Origin of the sequence: Cellvibrio chitinivorans, from assembly GCF_035117775.1 — a bacterium.
GTDB classification, from domain to species: Bacteria; Pseudomonadota; Gammaproteobacteria; order Pseudomonadales; family Cellvibrionaceae; genus Cellvibrio; species Cellvibrio chitinivorans.
Map to the genome: position 1 here is coordinate 681,555 of NZ_JAYKKN010000002.1, position 18,329 is coordinate 699,883.

The 18,329-nt window shown below is 44.9% G+C and carries 10 protein-coding genes; 6 read left to right on the top strand and 4 right to left on the bottom strand.

From position 1 onward, the window contains the following. Positions 1 to 12: 12 nt before the first annotated feature. The 4 genes from SPL68_RS09600 to SPL68_RS09615 all read right to left on the bottom strand — a co-directional run bounded on the left by SPL68_RS09600 (position 13) and on the right by SPL68_RS09615 (position 6,200). A complete protein-coding gene (locus SPL68_RS09600) occupies positions 13 to 2,466 on the bottom strand; it encodes a glycosyl hydrolase 115 family protein (protein ID WP_323814885.1) in 2,454 nt (817 codons plus the stop codon). Positions 2,467 to 2,581: 115 nt separating this feature from the next. Beyond that, complete coding sequence (locus SPL68_RS09605) at positions 2,582 to 3,640, bottom strand: family 43 glycosylhydrolase (protein WP_323814886.1); 1,059 nt, start codon at positions 3,638 to 3,640, stop codon at positions 2,582 to 2,584. 68 nt (positions 3,641 to 3,708) lie between these two features. Next, a complete protein-coding gene (gene rhaM, locus SPL68_RS09610) occupies positions 3,709 to 4,023 on the bottom strand; it encodes an L-rhamnose mutarotase (RefSeq protein WP_323814888.1) in 315 nt (104 codons plus the stop codon). 35 nt (positions 4,024 to 4,058) lie between these two features. Further along, positions 4,059 to 6,200, bottom strand: coding sequence for a beta-galactosidase (locus tag SPL68_RS09615; protein ID WP_323814889.1), 2,142 nt, complete (start codon positions 6,198 to 6,200; stop codon positions 4,059 to 4,061). Between the two features lie 331 nt (positions 6,201 to 6,531). Here SPL68_RS09615 and SPL68_RS09620 point away from each other — a divergent pair, with 331 nt between their 5' ends. The 6 genes from SPL68_RS09620 (at position 6,532) to SPL68_RS09645 (ending at position 18,323) form a co-directional block, all read left to right on the top strand. Beyond that, entirely contained in the window at positions 6,532 to 7,782 is a 1,251-nt protein-coding gene (locus tag SPL68_RS09620; RefSeq protein ID WP_323814890.1) for a rhamnogalacturonan acetylesterase, read from the top strand. Between the two features lie 178 nt (positions 7,783 to 7,960). Beyond that, a complete protein-coding gene (locus tag SPL68_RS09625; RefSeq protein WP_323814891.1) occupies positions 7,961 to 10,867 on the top strand; it encodes a TonB-dependent receptor in 2,907 nt (968 codons plus the stop codon). Positions 10,868 to 11,061: 194 nt separating this feature from the next. Then, positions 11,062 to 12,498, top strand: coding sequence for a glycoside hydrolase family 28 protein (locus SPL68_RS09630; RefSeq protein ID WP_323814893.1), 1,437 nt, complete (start codon positions 11,062 to 11,064; stop codon positions 12,496 to 12,498). Between the two features lie 78 nt (positions 12,499 to 12,576). Beyond that, positions 12,577 to 13,635 (top strand): L-rhamnose/proton symporter RhaT, encoded by a 1,059-nt coding sequence (gene rhaT / locus SPL68_RS09635; RefSeq protein WP_323814894.1) that lies wholly within the window; start codon positions 12,577 to 12,579, stop codon positions 13,633 to 13,635. Between the two features lie 53 nt (positions 13,636 to 13,688). Continuing rightward, entirely contained in the window at positions 13,689 to 15,038 is a 1,350-nt protein-coding gene (locus tag SPL68_RS09640) for an oligogalacturonate lyase family protein (RefSeq protein WP_323814895.1), read from the top strand. Positions 15,039 to 15,311: 273 nt separating this feature from the next. Continuing rightward, positions 15,312 to 18,323: a TonB-dependent receptor gene (locus tag SPL68_RS09645; protein ID WP_323814896.1), complete on the top strand. Its 3,012-nt coding sequence runs from the start codon at positions 15,312 to 15,314 to the stop codon at positions 18,321 to 18,323. Positions 18,324 to 18,329: the final 6 nt, after the last annotated feature.

Consider the following 18,329-nt stretch of genomic DNA (forward strand, 5'->3'; position numbering starts at 1 on the left):
GAAAAAACTACCTTAAGATTGAGCAGGCAAGCCTAAATAGCTTGCTGGCAACCCATCAATATTAATAACTATTTTGTCCAGTAACACACCTGTGTCTACGCCATAGATGCGTAACACCTGCTTCCCTTTTTTTAATACGGTGAGTCTGGCAGTAACTTTTCGTGTTGCACTCAGAACACCCTGAGCCCAAACATCAGTTCCATCTTTAACGTCCAATTCGATCATCTGTGGAGCTGAGTTATCGAGCGATACTGCAAAGCGTAAAACACTTCCCGCTATTGGATGTGTTGGAACTAAATAAAACTCCAACTCAATATCACCCGTGCGTGAAAAACTGACGGGATATTCCAAGCTTGGTGCCAGCTGCGTCAACGAGTTAGTGGAAAAACTTTTTGTCTCAACTGGGTAGAGACCTACAGCACCTCTAACTGTACGCCCTAACCCCTCAATTATTTCCCAGCTGGCATTTGACTTATCTTCTTTGCGGATAAAATTTTCTGCCTCAATCGCAAAAGATAACTGCCCTGTTGCTGTCGCATTCAAAGCCAGCTGCGGCTTCAGATGATTACGAAGATGCGCAGCGGTGCCCGGCATAACCCAAGGAAACAATCGATACTTATCCCATTCATTCGTGGCTGGTTCTACGGCCATAAAATGCTTCCACTTGCCGTTGGCTAACCAACTGTTCCAAAGATCAGTCTGCTCACGCAATTCAGTGTCAGCCGCGACAGCCGCTTGCTGATCGCCAGCTTCACCTTCCAAAAAACGAATATTTGCTAATGCTGAACCATGAATCGGATAACCCACTAATTCAAAAAAGGCGAATCGTTTTTCGTGGGGAATTTTTTTACGCAAGCGGTCAACACCTTCACGCAGTTTTCTAAACGCTTGCAATCGTGAATAGGCTTCTTCTTCATTAAAATCACTTAACCGCGGACTGGTGCGGGATAGCCACCACTGCAAATGCTCGGGCTTTCGCTGATAGTTAAGGTGATAATACTCTTTCATTAGTGCTGCAATTTCCGTCGCATGAGTTTCACCAAACTCGCGCGCAGCCCAAGTACGTAAAAAATCTTGCTGATTATGAAGTTGCCAACGATTGATATCCCAAGCCATTTGAAAAAATAGCTCAGCACCAATTTCTGCGGGTTTTAAATCACCAATATTGGCTATCCAAATACGATCAGCACCCATCGCGTAGGATTTAGACATTTCCTCCCAAATCAACGCTGGTGGAGTTGTGTTTAGCCACAGATATGAGAGAGGCGCACCTAAGTAAGAGAGGTGATAATAAACACCGAATCCACCACTGCGATTGCGCTCTTGCGCATTGGCAAAGTTGCGCACATAACCAAAATTGTCATCAGGCCAGACAATGGTGACGTCATCGGGCACTTGTAGACCTTGGCGATATAAACCTAATACCTCTTTATAGGCACAAAACATTTGCGGTGTTTGTGATACGGGCAAATCAGTATGCTTAGAAATTAATTCACGCTGATCGGTAAATATTTTTTCCAACAGGGATATGCGTCCGCTATCGTCAACAGGACCTTGCATATAAGAGTCATGAATACCACGCATTCCCATTGTATAAATATTTTCAAATTTTCCATTGGTTTGCATGCGCTCCTGCCAGTAGCTATAAACCTGCTTCCGGTGGTCGAGATAATTATATTGCTCATGCGGCAATGACCACTCACCCACATTATTGCGCAGCATAGGTTCAGCATGAGATGAACCCATCACTATCGCGTAGTCGTCGGCAAGCTGCGCATTTTGCGCAAAATAATTAAACGGTTTGGTAACAGGGTGCATTGCAGGCCAGAGTGTATTGGCTTTCAATCGCAATAGTAATTCAAATATTTTTTGATAAGTTTTTGGGCCTATTCCACCATTTTCCGGCTCAAAGGTTTTTGCCGCCCACGGATGCATCCCCCAACCTTCATCATTGATAAAAATACCTCGATACTTCACCGAAGGTGGTCCAAATTGACGTGTGCCGGCGGAAATATACAAAGCCGATTTTTTTTCAGGAGTAACGTCAGCCCACCAATACCAAGGCGATACACCTATGGCCTGCGAGAGCTCATAAACACCGTAAGCAGTACCGCGACGATCACTGCCGATAATCACCAGCGCTTGCTTGATCCCTGGTTGGGGGTTATCAATCAGAGCAATAAGAAAACTTTCCCACTTTCCGCGCAACTGAGCAACATCCAGCTTTCCATTAGCAATCAATTCATCAATAACCGGGCTTTTACCTAGCGTACCAATGTAAACAACATTTTGAGTCTTTTTTGACTCTGACACACCAGACAGCACCCTTGGCTTTTGTCCGGTAACTCGTTCGATATCCTGCGCTAAATCCTGCACAGCAATGCTCACCACCTTAAAATCTTCCGATGCGATCACGAGGGGTGCAGATTGTTTTTTGGTAACCAAAGGAAAGTCGCCTTTGTGCATGCGGCTATCTACCCAGTGGTTATTTGCATGCACACTAAATGTACTCAAACTTAAAATGAGAAGAGCGATATATTTTGATAGTTTTTTATAGAAGCAATTGAAGCTGCGCATAAATTTACTGCCTTGTGCTGCCCGGTTTTAAATTCACATAGGTGAGCGCATTGCGGTCAGCCGTTAACCAACCATTTTGATAATGCAATTCCACCACCTGTATTGAGCTGCGTTTTACATTTACATCAGGCGCCTTACTGTAAACACTTTCCGCATTGACACCAGGATGAACAAAATAATAGAGATAGGCGCGCTCACCGCTGACAATCACCTCTGGATGATGGCCACCATTTTGATCATCTACACCTGTACCCGCGATACTTAACAAATCCTGTGGTTGACGCTGCCAGTGATTTGCATCGCTGGATTTATAAACACCCAATCCATTGTTGCCGAGCAAATCACTGATTAACCAATAACTACCTTTCCAAAAAAATACCAAAGGTGCCTCGCCACGCTCATTAGGTAAATTGGCTGAACCCTTATCTTCCCAGTGATATAAATCTTTACTGTCAGCGTAAAAGGTTTTTTTCCCTGCGAGCTCATTGTTGTACCAGAGCCGCCAGGTGCCATCGGCCAAACGCAGCACTGTTGCATCGATTACTTTATTGTTGATTAACGGCAGAGTGCTCTGATAGGACCAATCAATTAAATTGGCGCTGGTGAGGTGCACGATTGTGCGCGGGTGATTCCAGTCCTCAAAAACTCCGGGAACTATCGTCAGGTACATATGGTATGTACCCTCATGTTCCAGCACCGCTGGCGCCCAATAAGTCGCCAATTCAACATCAGTAGTATCAGGAATATTTTGGGGGAAATTAACTGTGCCGCGATATTGCCAATTAGCACCATCAGTAGATTCGGCAAATCCAATCGGTGTGCCATGCACCCAAGAAACATCAGTCAGTTCAGGTACATTTGCACGTCGATTTGTGTAAAACATCCACCAACTTTTAGTCGCTTTATTAAAAATAATGGATGGATCGGCAGCACCGTCAAATACCGGATCGCGATAAAGTGGCTTGGGAGCAACGACACCAACATCGTGGTTACTCTTTTGTATTGGCGGATTATCAGCACAGCTCAATAAAGAGAGTGATAGCAAAAAAGTTAACAGTCGCATTATTTTTATGATCTTTAATTGGATGATTTTAAAAAGAGAAATCTCCTCAAAAATGAGGAGCTTCGCCATTATTCAAAATGAAAAACCTGCTCCAATGGCTCAACCACCGGGCTGTTATCTGGATTGGTATCCATAATATCTGCCATATACGCCCACCACTTTTTTACCGCCGCAGTTGCTGGCAAGTTATCCATAGTGTGATTGGATTTGCGCTTTAGTACTGCAAATAATTTCAACGATTGCGGATGCAGATAGATCGAGTAATCAGAAATCCCTGCATTTTTTAGTTCCAGTGCCAGCTCCGGCCACAACTCATCGTGGCGTTTTTTATACTCAGCCTCAAAACCTGGCTTCAAGGTCATTACAAAAGCGATTTTTTCCATTGCTCTAGTCTCTTTTTGTTTTCAATTGGTTTCGTTCAGCTGTTTACAGCCAAAACGCGCCATTCGTAACTGGCAAGTTTTAACTCTGTGCCAGCAATTTTTTCTCCGGTTAATAGATCGCGTGTATTGGCTGGCAACTTAAGGTTTCCGCCTGCGCCATCCATATTGATTACAACCCATAACGTTTTACCGGATTGATCTATTCGCGGACAAACTACAGTGCCTTTTGTTACTGCAAAAGGAGCAGCGACAAATAATTCTTGCGCATAATTTTGAATTAGCTGTTGAATAAATTGTTTGCCTTTGTCACCTGTGGGATGCGCAGACAAGAGCACAACTTTACCTTTACCTAAACGGCGCTCGGTCAAAAAGGCAGTGTCAGGTACTAATGGAGAATTTAATATGCCCAACACCTTGGTATTAGCATCTGTCGCAGTGACCGCTGCACACCAACCGGTAAAGTCCAGCGACTGGCTGCCCACATTTCCGGTAATACCTGTGGCGGTAAGCGGGAAAACAAATTGGGTATCTACACCGGCAACTTTATCCAACATACCCAAGCCGCTATCGGTGTGAACTGTGTGCTCACGTGTACGCGTACCGGTTCCAGGGCCTACCAACCAAATGCCACCTGCCGTTACAAAATCGACAGCCCGCTGCAAAAATTCTTCACTAACATAAGGCATCGCTGGAGTGATCAATAATTTCAGGCCATCCAGTGCTGCACCTTCAAAACGGACATCGCGGTGATAGCCCTGCTCGAATAACAAGCCATGCCAAAATTGCACAACACCACCGTAGGTTTCAGGAAATCCGGCATCCTTATCCATAGGCTCAGATTCAATCATCGCGCGCGCATGATCTGACCAGGTAACAGCAATTTCCGGCACCAAGGGTTTGCTCGCAATCATTAATGGCTCTAGTTGTTTGCGCGCTGCATCTACCTGCTTCACTTGCTCATAACCAGTCGTAGGTTTGAACCAACTGCTCATGACTGCACTGTGACTAATTTCTGCCCCAGTGCGTTGTTGGCGCCAGAGCCAATAGTTCACACCTTCGCCACCCAAGCCGTACACCAACACCGCTTCCGCTTTTAAAAAGCCGTCGGGGTGCATAGGACTGTGATTTCCCAGCCAGCCGTTGTGACTCACACTGGTTTCCATTAACCAAAATGGGCGGCCGGGTTTTGCTGCGCGATACATATCGCTGCGAAACACCAGAGATTGCCATTCCGTTTTAGAGGGATAAGCGTCATAAGCGGCGAAATCCAAATTCTTGAACAAGCGCTCATGATTAACGCTAAAAGCGGGATTAGTATTGTGAGTAATTGGCGCCTTTGAATACTGGCGAATAATCTCGCACTGCATGTCAGAAAACTCCGCGATACTCTCGCGGTTAAACATGCGATACGCCGTACTTAATGAAGCATTGTGCAAAAACGGCGTTTTTAGTGGTGCAGGAACCTGCTCAAAGGTTTGATAGTGGGTGCTCCACATATGGGTGCCCCACTCTTCGTTCAAACGATCAATTGTGACATAGCGTTTTTTCAGCCACTGGTGCCAGTTGCTAATGGCTGCTGGGCTAAAATCTTCTGCCACATGGCATTTCAATTCATTGTCAATTTGCCAGCCAATAATCGATGGATGATCCCCCAAGGTTTTGGCAATCGCCTCTACAATTCGGTAACAGGCTTTACGTACTGCTGGATGTTCATAGCTGACATGCTGGCGCGCACCGTGGATCAAACGTTCGCCATCAGCGTTTACAAACAATCGATCGGAATGCCTATACGTCAACCACACAGGAGGTGTCGGTGTAGGGGTACAAAAGACAACTGCAATATCGGCGGCGTGAAGTTTATCCATAACGTTACGCAGAAATTGTGTAGAAATTTTACCTTCACGCGGCTCAAGCGTGGACCAGGTAAATTCACCAATACGAACCATATTGATACCGAGCTTTTTCATCTCAGCGATATCGCGCTCTACATCTTCAACTGGCCACAATTCGGGATAGTAACAGGCACCGTGCCAGAGTTTTTTCATGGTGTAGGAGGATGAGGCGCTTGCCCCTGCACCACTGGCAGAGGCCTCCTCAGCGTTCAAATAAGGTGCCGCCGCACTCAAGCTGGCGACAGATGCCATTAATTTAATGGCGTCACGACGAGTTGTATCCATTCTTATTACTCTTATTTTGGGTTGATATTGTGGTTTTAAGCTAGCAATGAAGACTCCAGAGAACCTGTTATCTCTCACTTTTGAAAAATACTAACGTAAATTCAATCACAAATGACAACATTTACCCTACTTTATGATTACATTTGCTTGATTATGAGTGTAAAACGTTGACCCCTGAGGATTATTGGCTATCATTTCGCTGAAAAATAACAACAGAGACCCATCAACCATGAACACCAAGCTATCTTTTTCCTCCTTAAACATTGCCCTACTTGCAACCCTTGCCATTTTGGGTTGTAACGGCAGCTCACCCCAAAAAACAGACAAGACAATGAACTCATCCCCCTCTATTGGGCTGGACTTTACCCAACCGCAAGTATTCCTTTTCGATAAGAGATCAAACCAGACAAATAAATATGTTGTTGCAGACAATCAAACGTATACCGAAAGCCTTGGCTATGGATTTGATTTGCAGACACAGAGAAATTCCCAGAACAAACCCTTCTTTTTTTCTGCCCATGTTCCTGAGGGAAATTATCGGGTGACGGTGGAGTTTGGCCATGAATCGCTAGCCTCTGCCAATACCCTACGCGCCGAGACGCGTCGCCTTTATGTTAAAAATTTAACAACAAAAGCTGGTGAGTTTGTGACGCGCAATTTTATTGTGAACGTGCGCAACAACGAATTGCCGCCGCCAGAATTGAACGCCCCCGGTTTTGTTGAGGTAAAGCTTAAAGAAAAAGAACAACATCGCTTACATTGGGACAATAAACTCACGCTGGAATTTAATGGCGATGCACCACAGGTTCGCTCAGTAACGCTGCAGCGTGTAGATGTACCTACTATTTATTTAATCGGGGATTCCACGGTAACCGATCAAGCCTATGAACCCGCCGCAAGCTGGGGGCAAATGCTGCCTTATTTCTTTAGCGGTGATTACTTCAATGGTGAGATAGCCATTGCAAACCATGCCGAATCCGGCGAGACCATGAAATCATTCATTATGACCGGGCGACTTGCAAAAACATTACAACGCATGAAAGCTGGCGATTATTTATTCATTCAATTTGGTCACAATGATCAGAAAATACAATGGCCACAAACTTATGTGGAAGCAACAACTACCTATAAAGATTACTTGCGCACACTGATTGGCGAGGCGCGCTTGCGCGGCGCAACTCCGGTATTAATTACCTCTATGCAACGCCGTACGTTTAATGAAGCAGGAAAAATCGTAAACAGCCATGGCTTGTACCCCCAAGCAGTGAGAGAAGTTGCCATTGAAAAAAATCTCACACTGGTTGATCTTGATACGATGAGCGTTAAATTCTACGAAGCATTAGGCCCCAACAAGGCACCGCTCGCCTTTAATGACAATGGCAAAGATGCCACCCATCACAATAACTATGGAGCCTATGAGTTTGCTCGCTGTGTAGCAGAATCCATTCGTCAATCATCACTTCCGCTAACGGCTCAACTTGCCAAGCTCCCCCCGTTTAATCCTGCTCATCCAGACGCGGTCGAAAACTTTAGTTTAAGCCCAAGCCCACTAAGCTCAAAACAACGTCCTGACGGGAACTGATACCTAAATACTCAAATATCGTCACCGGTAACGATAATAATGACTCCTTATGACCACTATGGATTGCATATGATTGATAATGATTGTTTTTAGGCAACATTTATCCTAGTCTCTATACAACACGAACCACACTCGTGCTCGACATCTTCAAACGCTAATTCTAAAAATGGAGAAGTAAATGAAACACACCAGTTTTAAAGCCAAGCCTCTTGCCGCGGCCATCGTCGCCCTGAGTCTTGCCGCCACCGCTCAAGCACAAACTTCTACCACAGAAGAAGTTGAGGAGATCACCGTCACCGGCTTTAGAGCGTCTCTTAATACCGCGTTAAACCAAAAAAGAGAAAGCGCGGCTGCAGTAGATAGCATCGTCTCCGAAGACATTGGTAAATTCCCTGATTCCAACCTGGCTGAATCCATGCAACGCATCCCGGGTGTTGCCCTGTCGCGCGGCGACGGTGGCGAGGGTAAGAATATTTCCGTGCGCGGTTTGGGCTCTTCGTTCACTCGCGTACGTATCAATGGTATGGAAGGTACCTCACAAACAGGCTCATCAGATATTTATGGCGCAGGTAATGCCGGTCGCAGCTTTGACTTTAACGTATTCCCCTCGGAAATCTTTTCTGAATTAACTGTACGTAAAACAGCAAGCGCGGATGTTGAAGAAGGTTCATTGGGTGCGACTGTGGATCTGCGCGCACCAAAACCGCTGTCAATGCAAGATGATTTCACCATGACCGGCACCATGCGCGGCGTGTATAACGAAATAAGTGAATCAACCGATCCTCGCTTATCTGGTTTGATCGCTAAAAAATTCGCTGATGGAAAATTTGGCGTTCTTGCTTCTCTCTCCTACTCTGATCGCAATATTCGTGAAGTAGGTTACTCAGCAGTAAATATTCTGCCTGGATATGTAAATGGCGGTTTCTGTAGTCCAGCCGGCTACACTGGCACTCAGGTTCCAGCAAACAATGCAACTAAAGGCGCTGACGCAGATAATTGCAGCACCGGCAATCCGCGTACTGGCAGTATTGAAGCCTATGAGCTGATGGCAAACACCACTGGTATCTCTGGTAATTTTGGTGGGGGCGTATTTATGCCGCGCATTCCTCGCTACCTCAACTCCGAACAAGATGCTGAACGTACTGGCGGCACTTTGACTCTTGAATGGGAACCAAGCGAAGACACCAATATTTCGCTAGATACCCTTTACTCACAATATGACGTAACTCGTCGCGACAACTACATAGATGCTCTTTCATTTGCGCGTAACGCCAATGACAATGGCCAGCCAATGGTGTCGGTAAGAGATCTGGAAATCGATGAAAATGGTTCCTTGGTTTACGGTGTATTTGATGGCGTTGATTTGCGTGCGGAAAGCTTGAAAGACCATTTCACCACAACATTTTTGCAAAACAATTTAAATCTTACGCATCACTTTACCGACAACTTTGAAATGAACATGTTGCTTGGGCGCTCGGAGTCTGAATTCCGTCAGCACGAGCGTTTGACCGTAAACGTCGATGCAATTGATACCGATAACTTTATAATTGATTTCCGCAACGGCGGTAATATTCCTATTATGAGTTACGGTATTGATCTGACCGACCCTAACAATTTCAATTATGCTGCGCGTCAGGCAGATGGAACAGTGCTAGGTAACTGGAACACCGCAAACTTGACCCGCACCACAGAAAATACCACAGCTGAGGCTAATTTCGGCTGGCAGATCAATGACGAATACAAGCTTAAATTTGGTGTACAAAACCGCGTTAGTGATTACCAAGTTGATGCATTGATTGTTGCTCCCGCCTACACAGCTACGCAGAATTTACCAGCAGGAGTTACTGTCTCTGACTTCTCGCGCATTGTTAACGGCGTAAATGACAAGCTAGGCTCAAACACCATGGGCGACTTCCTCGGTGTTGACCACGAGAAATGGAAAGAAGCGGTAGGCTTTGATGATTTTGTATGGTGCGGCGCGGAGTGTGGAGCGCAATCACCTGAAGTTAAAGAATCTGTTCAAAGTGCTTATTTAATGACTGAATTTAACTATTCAGAACTCAGATTCCCAGTACGTGGTGATATTGGTGTGCGCTACGTTGAAACTGATCAACGCAGTTTAGGTTTCGTTCCTACTGCTGCCCCGGCCGGCTCTCAGTATCCTACTGTGGCCAATCCAGTGGTTGTAAAGCGGAAATACGATGACCTTCTTCCAACGACAAATATCGTAGTTGAAATTCGTCCAGACTTGCTTGCGCGTTTTGCGTATGCTGAGGTGATGTCGCGCCCTGAATTGGGCACGCTTATCCCAAGTGGATCGATGAACCCCACTACTCGTGTAGCATCTGTAGGCAATCCCTATTTAGAGCCAATTCGCGCGAAATCTTATGACGCTGGATTAGAGTGGTATTTTGACGAAGGTGCATTGGCATCGGTTGCCTATTTCGAAAAAGATATCGACACCTACATTCAATCTATTTCTAGCTTGGTACCCTACTCCACATTAGGCTTGCCAGATACCTTGTTAGAAGGAAGCTCTGCAACGCCTAGCGATTTATTCACTGCCACTCGCTCCACCAATACTCCTGGTGGCCCACTGAAAGGCTATGAGTTGAACTTGCAATTACCATTCACTTTCCTGCCTTCTTTCTGGCAAGATTTTGGTGTATTGGCCAACTACACTCACGTAACCTCAGACATTGACTATGTTCTGCAAAGTGCTAATGGTGTGCCCACCCTGACTACCACCAATGACCTTGTTGGTTTGTCAAAAGATGCTGCAAGCGGAACCATTTACTACGAAAACGATTTATTCAGTTTCCGTACCACTGGTAGCTATCGTTCAGGTTATTTGCGTGCAATTCCATCTGGCGGTAACGACAGTGACGTACTAGGCAACAAGTCTACTTTCTTCGTAGATGCTTCTGCTTCTTACAATCTGACTGACAATGTGAAGTTGATGTTGGAAGCGCAAAATCTTACTGATGAGCGCAACACTCTCTACATCGATAGCGTTCGCCAAGACACCCTGTTCGAAACCCGCATGGGCCGCACATTTACTCTTGGTGTAACTGCCAAGTTCTAATTGTTCTCATGGCTGTACCTTTGCTGCTGCCGGTTTATCCGGCAGCCTTTTTCTATCTCTATTCTGCGCACGCGTATTTTTAATACTGAGCTCAGTCTTGAGACTTCAGCACAAAATCGACGCTTGCTCAAAACCTTATCTCATCACCTGCCGATACTCGAATTATTAATCTCCCTCATATTGGAGAAAGCATAATGAAAAAAACAATAGGCTTTTGCCTTGCATCTATATTGTCCTTACTTCTTTTACAAACATCTGCTTATGCAGAGGAAAAAAGAGCTGACATTTTTATTACTGCTCCCAAAGCAATTAGTACCACAGAAATTATTGCAAATGACTTTGGCGCGAAAGGCGATGGCATTAACGATGATACCCTTGCCTTACAAAAAGCAATCGACGCAGCCGCTGCTAAAAAATCCACGTTGGTATTAAAACCCGGAACCTACCTCACAGGGTCACTATTTTTAAAATCCAATATGGCGCTGCGCTTGGATAAAGGTGTAACTCTTACTGGCAAACAGGATATTGCATCCTACCCACGTCAAAAAACTCGCATTGCCGGTGTTGAAATTGTTTGGCCATCTGCACTGATCAATGTGTACGAGCAAAAAGATGTGCGCATTTATGGTGAAGGCACTATTGATGGCAATGGCATGGTGTTCTGGCAGACCTTTTGGGACAAACGTAATGCGTATGAAGGTAAGGGATTGCGTTGGGCTGCCGATTATGACGCAGAGCGACCACGATTAATTCAGGTATATAACGCCGAGCGCATCGAATTGGGTGGCGGATTGAATTTAACTCGCGCGGGATTCTGGACACTGCAAATTGTTTATTCAAATAACGTAAAAGTGTCCGGCGTGGTGATTCGTAATAATTCCGATGGCAAAGGTCCTTCTACAGATGGTATCGATGTGGATTCTTCTCATCATGTATTAGTAGAAAAAGCCGATATCGATGTAAATGATGACGCACTCTGTTTAAAAGCCGGGCGCGATGCTGATGGCCTGCGTGTAAACCGCCCCACCGAGCATGTAGTAATTCGTGATTCAATTATTCGACACGCTGAAGCAGGCGTTACTTTCGGCAGCGAAACTTCCGGCAGCATTCGCAACATTGATGTTTACAATCTGGATGTACAAGGGCCAGTGTACAGTGGCGTATTTTTTAAATCCGCCCATGTGCGCGGCGGTACTGTATCCAATATTCGCATCCATAATCTTGATATCAAAAATGCCGAAGCGGCTGTACGTGTCGACTTAAATTGGCTACCAGTTTATTCCTATCCGGTTATTCCGCCAGGCATAAAAAATGTACCTGATCACTGGAAAATTCTTGCGACACCTGTACCTAAAGATAAAGGCATGCCTCACCTGCGCGATATTTATATTAGCGATGTCAAAGCCGAAGCCAATGCAGCCTTTTTAATGCAGGGCTACGCCGAAGCACCGCTCAAAAATATGCGCTTTCATAAAATGCATATTAAAACTCCAGCAGCAGGTGCTATCAGCCATGCGCGCGGCTTTAGTTTTAAAGATGTGACTCTGGAAACCAGCGATCCTGATCCTGTGATACTCGACAATGTCAAAGATACCAAGGGCGAAATTACTTACGTGAGAACTTCCGAGTAATTGTCGCGCACCGGAGAATTTGAAATACAAATTCTCCGGCAATTTTTTAACAATAACGATAAATAAGGTACTGTCATTATGTCCAATCCATTACTGGGCGTTTTTTTCCATTGGCTGGGTGGACTGGCCTCTGCCAGTTTTTATGTTCCTTTTCGCAAAGTACGCGTTTGGTCATGGGAGGTTTATTGGCTCGTAGGTGGAATATTTTCATGGATCATTGCACCTTGGGTATTTGCCTATTTTCGCACCGAAGATTTATTTGGTGTTATCGGCGCTGCGGACAAGAAGATTTTAATCCAATGCATTGTTTATGGATTGCTCTGGGGGCTGGGAGGTCTGACCTTTGGTTTAACCATGCGCTATTTGGGCCTATCACTCGGCATGGCTGTGGCCCTTGGGCTCTGTGCATTTTTTGGAACGGTTATTCCGCCTATGCTGAAAGGTGTATTTTTTAGCGAGGTTTTACCTAGCTTGCACGGTCAAGTGGTATTGCTGGGATTAGTGATGTGTCTTCTCGGTATAGCAATAGTCGGTGCAGGAGGAATCAGCAAAGAGCGAGAGAGTGCCCCTGAGGAACGCAAAAAAAATATTGCCGAATTCAATTTAAAAAAGGGACTGCTAGTCGCACTTTTTTGCGGTCTGATGTCTTCCTGTTTTGCATTTGGATTATCCACCGGTGAACCTATTGCCGTATTATCCCGAGCTGCGGGAACCAATCCCCTATTTGCCGGCCTTCCCGTTATTTGTGTGGTGTTGATAGGCGGAGCAACAACCAACATTTTATGGTGCAGCTATTTAATCTGGCGCAATAAAAGCATTGGCGATATTTTTAATTCAAAATCCAATACCAACATTTTCGCACCGAGTATCGCGAATCTTTTTTGGTGCGCTTTAGCGGGAGTCACTTGGTATTTTCAATTTTTCTTTTATGCCATGGGTGAAAGCCAAATGGGGGAATATGGTTTTTCTTCCTGGACGCTGCATATGGCTTCCATCATTATTTTTTCATCCCTGTGGGGTTTTGCACTTAAAGAATGGCAAGGATCCAGTAAAAAAACACTTAGCTATGTGTTTCTCGGTTTGGCCAGTCTTGTGGGCTCAACAGTAGTTATCGGCTACGGCAACTCTTTGCTCTAACTACCCTTTTTCTATTCGAAAAAACACGTCCGACTTTAAAGAGAGTTCATCATATGAAAAGACGAGACTTATTGATTTCTTCTGCACTTGGCAGTGCGCTATTCGCATTGCAAAAAAGTGGCTGGGCAGCAGAGGGAAAAATTCCTGCAAGCTCAGCATTTAAAAATAGCGATGGACTACCGCGCGAATGGATAGACTCGATAAGCCATAAAAAAATTATCCGTCTCTCGCAACTAGACAATACTAAATCGCTCTATTTTCACGACAATGCCTTTACTGGTGATAGCCGCTATATGGTTATGAACACACCTAATGGTATTGGGCTTTATGATTTCACCTTGCATAAATATTCTCTTCTAGTGGAAGGTCGCTACGAAGCGATCATGGTGTCTTATACCAAACCGATTTGTTATGCACGTAAATACGCAGGCGAATTTAAAGGTAAGGACAACACCAATCGTTTCGATAGTGTTGAGTACTACGCGATTGATATTCCCAGCGGCAAAGAAAATTTTATTGGAATTTTCCCTGAAGGATTTATTACCTCGGTTAATGCTGATGACACCTTAATGGCCGGAGCCTATGCAACAGAATTTGTGGAATTGCAGCCAGGGCCGAAAGTTGCCAATACTGACGGAGGCTATAACGCGCTGGGTGCTGACGGTAAACCCTTGAGTTTCGCAGAAGCAAAAGAAGTGCGTATGGCTGAGCGCTTGGCTAAAAATATTCCTATGGAAATATTTACCATTGAGATAGCAACAGGAAAAAGAACAGTCGTAACAAAATCTACTGACTGGCTCAACCATGTGCAATTCTCCCCTGCTGATCCCCATAAATTAATGTATTGCCACGAAGGCCCTTGGCATATGGTCGACCGGGTCTGGACAATAGATACCAACGGAAAGAATAAACAAAAAGTGCATCAGCGCACCATGAATATGGAAATCGCCGGACATGAATTTTTTTCCTTTGATGGAAAAACTATTTATTACGATATGCAAACGCCACGCGGTGAAGTGTTTTGGTTAGCAAGCGTCCATTTGGAAACTCAAAAACGCCACTGGTATCACCTCTCGCGCAATGAATGGTCGGTGCACTATCAAATATCGCGCGATGGAAAATTATGGGCGGGTGATGGCGGCGATCATGAAATGGTTGCTCGCGCGCAAGACGGGAAATATATCTATTTATTTGAGCCGGAAATTATTGACGATATTGGCGCTAGCGCAGCTAACGCTGAGCAGCTGATTCGCCCTGGAAAATTAACCAGCACTAAACTGGTGGATATGCGCAACCACGATTATCGTGTTGAACCCAATTTGCAATTTTCACCCGACAATAAATACCTGATCTTCCGCTCTAATATGCAGGGTGCTATTCACACCTACGCAGTAGAACTTTAAAACTGCATCCAACCGCACAGCAATCTAACTTCTTCAACTCATAAAAAAGCCCGTTAATTAAATTGATTAACGGGCTTTTTTATTGCTTGGCGCACATTTCTTCAACTAAGGATTCGCAATGCGTCACTTAGGTAACCAGATGTTACCAATGACCACATATGATTGCACTTGACCACACAATGATTGAATATGATTGACCATGAATTTATATGATATTAATATCAGCTTGTTAGACACAAAATAATAGTTAAACACAATAAAAGAGAGGGAATAATGATAGGTTCCAATCAAATCACAACAGTTTGTAATACAAGCAATAAGATTCCATTTTCCCGTAAGTTATTAGCTAGCGGTATTACTTCAATATTGCTTGCCAGCGCGGGTTTTACCCTGATCGCACCCTCAGCTTTTGCACAAACATCTGCAGAAGTTTCTGAAGACCAAGTGACCACGGTAAATAAAAACACGACTAAAGCGAGCAAAGATAAAGATATCGAAGAGCTAGAAGTCACTGGAATTCGCTTCAGTCAGCGCAGTGCGCTGGATAGGAAAAAAGCCGCAGTAACCATGACTGATTCATTGGTTGCTGAAGATATTGGTGCCTTTCCTGATAAAAATATTGCCGAAGCGTTACAGCGCATTCCAGGGGTACAAATCTCTCGCGACAACGGTGAAGGTTCATCGGTCAGTGTGCGCGGGGTAGATCCTGATTTATTGCGTGTGGAATTAAATAGCGTTGGCGTTATGGGAATGGGCGGTAGCCGCGGAGTTGACTTCCGCGATATGGCCTCAGAATTGGTTAAATCGCTAGATGTGATCAAAGGTTCTGAAGCGCGTTTAACTGAAGGCGGTATTGGCGGCACTATTCAGGTCAATACGCGCAAGCCAAATGAATTCGAAAGCGATTTCTTCTCGGTTGATGCCGAAGCGCAATATAACGATTTGATCGGCGATACCATGCCCAAGATCAACTTGATTGGCGTGCACAAATTTCATGAAAAATTAGGGGTACTGGTTAACGTAACCGCCTCCGATAAAACCACCGTATTGCATGGTGTACGTAATACCGAATGGGCTCGCTTTGCCGATTACGATGGTGCTGCCGAAAAAACCTCGGTTAATCCAATCTATGCTGATATCACCGAGCAATCCGGTTGTTCAGGCATTTCTGTCGTTGCCGATCGCAATACCTGTTTGGCACAGTGGCAAGAATATGTTCCCTATTTGCCGCGCTACGGTATTTGGGAGCGCGGAGAAGAACGTGTGTCGGCGAATGCGATGGTGCAATACGCATTTACGGATAATTTTTCTGCGCATCTTGGTTATACCTACAACGAGCGCGACAAATCCGCTTACGACATTAACATGCAGTTTGAAACCAACTCGGCTGCGCGCATTAATCCATCCACGGTAGTGGTAGATGATCGTCATAACGTAGTGGGTTTCAAAACAGCTAATGCTTCAGTCTCCAACCGTGTGTTGGATATCGACTGGGATCAAGAAACCAGCATGCTGGAAGCGGGTTTTGAATACACTCAGGATAAGTTCCAAGCCTTAGGTGTAATCGCCCGCTCAACTTCAAAACAGGATATTGATTCGCGCGGCACCACTGTATGGGCTGGTGGCATTGTAGATATGGAAGTGACACTAAACCGCGAAGGCTTACCTAACATCGATTTAAGTAATGCTTACATCCTCAATGCAGCCGACCCTAGTGATACCTCGTATAAGTTCGATATGAATGATCCTGCCAGTTATACCGGTGGTGCATCCTATAACTATCGTCCTGTTACCGACGAAACAGAGGAAGATATGGCGAAAGTGGATTTTGCCTACAATCCGGATGCAGGATTCTTCACCAAGTTTCAAACAGGTTACCAATACAACACCCAGAATTTTTCTAACGCCAACTATGCCTACAATATTATTCGCAACGTAGGCGCAAACTATAACGGTCAAGTCTGGACCATCGCCGATCAGGTTAATTTAATTGAAGGGCGCACTGAATCTACACCTACTTTTTTCAATCATTTTGATTTGGACGTTTACGCCCCCAGCACTTGGCAAGCGATAGATTCAAAAGCCATTTTGGAAGAGCTTAGAGCGATCAGTGCCGACAATACAACGCGGAACGATTTGAATGTCAGTCGCGGCAACTTTGATGTAGATGTCGAGACTAATGCAATTTATGGCCAAGCAAATTTTGAAATGGCTATAGGTAGCATGCCATTAAAAGGCAACATGGGTGTACGTGTTGTCGATACCAATACCAGTGCTAATGGTGATGTGACTATTCGTGTGTGGGTAGATCAACTGGATGAAAACGGCAACCCAGTAATCAACCCGGTTACTGGTGCCTATGCTGCACCAATAGAAGATCTGGATCACCCGGATACTTATAACGGCCGCAAAACAATTGATGAAGGTTATACCGAAACTCTGCCTAGCTTGAACCTGACCCTGGGGTTGATTCCCGATGAGCTGGAATTATTTTTCGGTGCTGCAAAAGTGATGGCGCATCCACGCATTGCAGATATCAACGTCAATGCTACCTGCGTTATTAACGACTATACCCAAGCGCAAATTGACGATTTACCCAATACCTGTACTGCAGGTAACCCGGCATTAAAACCTTACGTCGCCAACCAACTGGACTTGGCGTTGACCTGGTACCCGAACGACGACTCCATTGTGTCTGCCGCCTTTTTCTCTAAAGAGATGGAAAGCTGGATCGTAGATCCAGATACGCAATACGATGTGGATTTCTTAAACGATGGTCGTGTGTGGGATGTACGCCAAAAATACAATAGCTCCGGTGCAAAAACCGAAGGTGTAGAGCTACAAGCCAGCACTATATTCTCGATGTTGCCCGCGCCCTTTGATGGTTTTGGTGGCTCAGTTAACTACACCTATATGAAGGCGGAAGATGTTGGCTTATTTAACCAAATTTCCGGTGAGGAACTCCCCTTCCCTTCACAATCGGAAGATAGTTATAACCTCACTGCATTCTATGAAACAGAAGTATGGGGCATTCGCGTTGCTTATAACTACCGTAGTGAATACTTAGTCAGAGCGTCTGACCGTTCAGGCAACCCTTTGTTTGTTAGTGATGCGGGTTATTTGGATGCGAAATTCAATTACAACATTACCGACAATTTGAAATTCCATATCGACGGTCGCAATCTGACCCAAGAAACATTGCATCTCAATTCCGGTGAAGGTCGCATGGCACAATACGATTATTCAGGCAGAGAATTTGCAATAGGTATCATGTACAAAATGTAACTGCAG